Raw genomic sequence first — 1,430 nt, forward strand, 5'->3', positions numbered from 1 at the left:
GCAGCTCCGAACCCGGCGGCGGGTTGCCCTGCTTGAACACGGTGGCGTACAGGTCATGCGACACCGCCGAGGCACCGGACAACGTCAGGCCGGCCACCACCGCCAGGATGGTGGCGAAGGCCACCGCCGAGATGAAGCCCATGAACAGGTTGCCGCCCACCGCCTTGCCGACCAGCACGGCCGCCATGTTCGGACCGCCCTGGATGGTGCCGGTCACCGGGTCGGCGTACTCGGGGTTGGTCAGCACCAGTGCGATCGCACCGAAACCGATGATGAAGATCAGGATGTAGAAGTAGCCGATCCAGGTAGTGGCCCACAGCACCGACTTGCGTGCCTGCTTCGCATCCGGGACGGTGAAGAAGCGCATCAGGATGTGCGGCAGGCCGGCGGTGCCGAACATCAGCGCCATGCCGAACGAGATCGCCGAGATCGGGTCCTTCACGAAGCCACCCGGGCCCATGATCGCCAGGCCGGCACTGGCCGCCTCCTCGGCGCTCTTGCCGCCATTGGCCGCGATCTGGGTCTTCACCCGCACCGCTTCGCTGAACAGCGCCTCGAAGCTGAAGTTGAACTTCCACATCACCATCAGCGCCATGAAGGTCACGCCGAACAGCAGCAGGCAGGCCTTGATGATCTGCACCCAGGTGGTGGCGGTCATGCCGCCGAACAGCACGTAGACCATCATCAGCACGCCGACCAGCGCCACGGCCACCCAGTAGTCCAGGCCGAACAGCAGCTTGATCAGCGCACCGGCGCCGACCATCTGCGCGATCAGGTAGAACAGCACCACCACCAGCGTGCCGGAGGCGGCGAACATGCGGATCGGCTTCTGCTGGAAGCGGTAGCCGGCCACGTCGGCGAAGGTGAAGCGGCCCAGGTTGCGCAGGCGTTCGGCCATCAGGAAGGTCAGGATCGGCCAGCCGACCAGGAAGCCCAGCGCGTAGATCAGGCCGTCGTAGCCATTGGCCATGACCGCCGCGGTGATGCCCAGGAACGAGGCGGCGGACATGTAGTCGCCGGCGATGGCCAGGCCATTCTGGAAGCCGGTGATGCCGCCACCGGCGGTGTAGAAGTCCGATGCCGAACGGGTGCGCTTGGCCGCCCACTTGGTGATGCCGAGCGTGGCCAGCACGAACACGGCGAACATGGTGATCGCCGTCCAGTTGGTCGGCTGGCGCACGGTCTGGCCGATGTCGCCGCCGGCGGCCAGGGCGGCGCCGCTGGCTGCCATCAGCGCGAGCAGCGCGCCCGATCGCAGGAAGGAATGGCTCATCGGGTTTCCTCCACGATCTGCTGGGTCAGCTGGTCGAAGTCCTTGTTGGCGCGGCGCACGTAGAAGCCGGTGATCAGGATGGTGAACACCATCAGGCCCAGCGCGATCGGGATGCCCACGGTGGTGATCTTGCCCGCGGCGATCGGCGTGGCCAGGA

The 1,430-nt window shown here is 66.5% G+C and carries 2 protein-coding genes; both read right to left on the reverse strand.

All coding sequences use genetic code 11. The annotated features are described in order from the left end of the window. The coding region (locus tag VA603_RS11270) for a sodium:solute symporter family transporter (RefSeq protein WP_425603693.1) at nt 1–1,231 on the reverse strand (1,231 nt) is incomplete at its 3' end. A gap of 38 nt (nt 1,232–1,269) precedes the next feature. Next, nucleotides 1,270–1,430 (reverse strand): DUF485 domain-containing protein (locus VA603_RS11275; RefSeq protein WP_323438898.1); only part of this gene is annotated, 161 nt, incomplete at its 5' end.

The organism is Stenotrophomonas capsici, assembly GCF_034961085.1.
Lineage (GTDB): Bacteria > Pseudomonadota > Gammaproteobacteria > Xanthomonadales > Xanthomonadaceae > Stenotrophomonas > Stenotrophomonas capsici.